Origin of the sequence: Dietzia sp. DQ11-44 (genome assembly GCF_014145205.1) — a bacterium.
GTDB lineage: Bacteria > Actinomycetota > Actinomycetes > Mycobacteriales > Mycobacteriaceae > Dietzia > Dietzia natronolimnaea.
This window is the reverse complement of sequence record NZ_JAALEC010000461.1, coordinates 1-2,383: the sequence shown is the minus strand read 5'-3', so window position 1 is coordinate 2,383 and position 2,383 is coordinate 1. Positions and strand designations below refer to the sequence as shown.

Sequence of the window (2,383 nt, the reverse complement as noted above, 5' to 3'; positions counted from 1 at the left end):
GCCACGCGGGCGGCAGCCGCACCCGCGTTCGCCCCCGGACCGCCGGCGTTGCCCGGGAGGGTGGTGCCGGAGATGGTCGGGTCCGTCCCCACGCCCACCACCGCCACGGCCCCGGGCGCGGAGGACGCCTCACCGGACGACCGCCTGATCTGCTCCTTCTCCCGCTGACGCAGGAGGGCCTTGACGTCGTCCGCCCCGAGCAGACCGGGGAGACCGATGTAGTCGGCCTCCTCCTCGCTCCCCGCGAACGTGGCCGTGCCGTAGGAGGACCCCTCGTAGACGATCTGATCGAGTTCGGCGTCCGCACCGAGGGAGATGTACCCCTTGTCCTCGTCGTCCGCGTCGGGCTCGTCGTGTTGCTGGTTGGCCTGCGCCAGCAACTCGTCCTCGAGCCCGTCCTCGCGGTGGGGCTTGCCCAGGACGTGATCCCGCTGGGCCTCCATCTGGGAGGCGAGCTGCAACAGGACCGGGACCGACGGCAGGAACACCGACGCGGTCTCCCCCGGCCTGCGGGACCGGACGAACCGGCCGATGGCCTGGGCGAAGTACAGGGGGGTCGAGGCGCTGGTGGCGTACACCCCCACGCTCAGGCGCGGCACGTCCACACCCTCCGAGACCATGCGGACCGCGACCATCCACTCGTCCGTCGAGGCGGAGAACGTGCCGATCCGGCTCGAGGCGGTGGGGTCGTCGGACAGGACGACGACGGGGGCCCGCCCGGTGATCTCCGTGAGCAGAGCCGCGTACTCGCGAGCGCGTTCCTGGTCGGTGGCGATCACCAGCCCGCCGGCGTCGGGCACCCCACCCGCGCGGATCTGCCGGAGCCTGGTGTGTGCCGCCTGGAGGACCGCCGGCATCCAGTCGCCGTGGGGGTCCAGCGCCACCCGCCAGGCGCGCGAGTTCTGGTCCGCGCTGAGTGGTTCGCCGAGCCGGGCGGAGAACTCCTCACCGGCGTTGGTCCGCCAGCGCGCCTCGCCGGAATAGGCGAGGAAGACGACGGGTCGCACGACGCCGTCGGCCAGGGCGTCGGCGTACCCGTAGGAGTGGTCGGCCCTGGACCGTTGATGGCCCTGGCCGTCGGGTTCGTAGGTGACGAACGGGATCGGACTGTCGTCGGAGCGGAACGGTGTGCCGGTCAGGGACAGGCGACGCTCGGCGTCGTCGAACGCCTCACGGATGCCGTCTCCCCAGCTCTTGGCGTCGCCACCGTGGTGGATCTCGTCGAGGATCACCAGCGTACGGCGGGATGCGGTCCGTTCGCGGTGCTTGAACGGGTGGGAGGCCACCTGGGCGTAGGTGACCACCACGCCGTGGTATTCCGGCGCGAGAGCGCCGGAGGAGTTGGAGTACTCGGGATCGAGCGCGATACCGGCCCTCGCGGCGGCCTCGGCCCACTGGAACTTGAGGTGCTCGGTGGGGGCCACCACGGTGATGGCGTCGACCGTCCGGTCGGTCAGGAGTTCGGTGGCCACGCGCAGACCGAACGTCGTCTTACCGGCGCCGGGGGTGGCCACGGCGAGGAAGTCCTTCGGCCGAGCCATGAGGTACTTGCGCAGCGCGGTCCGCTGCCAGGCGCGCAGCGGCGCGCCCGCGGCCGCCGTGGCGGCGGGGTCTGCGGTCTGCTCCTCGGTGCCCGGGACCGCGCCGGGTTCACTCACCAGGCTTCAGGGTCTCGTAGACGCGCTTGCACTCCGGGCAGACGGGAGAACCGGGCTTGGCGGACCGGGTGACAGGGAACACCTCGCCGCAGAGGGCGATCACATAGGAGCCCATGACCGCGCTCTCGGCGATCTTGCTCTTGTCCACGTAGTGGAAGAACTTGGGCGCGTCGTCCTGCGTCTCCTCGGTCGTCGTGACCTCGGGGCGCTCTAGTGTCTTGGTCCGGGTGGTGCTCACCCCCTCATGATGCCGCACGCCACGGTCGGTGCGCCAACGCCGGAGTACCTTGGGGGCCATGGCACCCGACTCCCGTCGCAAGCGGTCCAAGGATCGGGACGGCACCGCGAGGCCCGTTCTGATCACCGCCGCGCGGGAGTCCTACCGGGACGAGCTCGCGGCGCGGAAGAAGCGGTACTTCCTCCTGATGTCCATCCGGATCCCGGCGTTGCTCCTCGCCGCGGGTTCCCTGGCTCTCTGGAACAACCCGTGGATCGCACTGGCCATCGTCGCGGGGTCCATACCGATCCCGTGGATCGCCGTGATCAGCGCCAACGACAGGCCTCCGCTACCCAAGGGGCAGGCACGGATGTACACCGCCGGTGCGCTGGCCAACCACACGCCCCGCGCGATGCCGCCGGGCCTCACAGGTGGCCCCTCGCACCAGAGCCCGGCCCACGACGGCCCGACCCACGACGCCCCGGCACCCGGGGACCGCTCCGGCGAC

Annotated in this window: 3 protein-coding genes; 1 reads left to right on the top strand and 2 read right to left on the bottom strand. The window is 71.4% G+C overall.

The annotated features are described in order from the left end of the window. Together G6018_RS11865 and G6018_RS11860 are read right to left on the bottom strand one after the other, a co-directional pair. On the bottom strand, positions 1-1,658 hold a 1,658-nt coding region (locus tag G6018_RS11865), incomplete at its 3' end, for a DEAD/DEAH box helicase family protein (RefSeq protein WP_182639700.1). Then, positions 1,651-1,896, bottom strand: coding sequence for a DUF3039 domain-containing protein (locus G6018_RS11860; RefSeq protein WP_017837712.1), 246 nt, complete (start codon positions 1,894-1,896; stop codon positions 1,651-1,653). The genes G6018_RS11860 and G6018_RS11865, both read right to left, overlap by 8 nt. 58 nt (positions 1,897-1,954) lie before the next feature. On the opposite strand from G6018_RS11860, the gene G6018_RS11855 reads away from it, so the two are divergent. Continuing rightward, a partial coding sequence (locus tag G6018_RS11855; protein ID WP_182639699.1) for a DUF3099 domain-containing protein occupies positions 1,955-2,383 on the top strand: 429 nt, incomplete at its 3' end.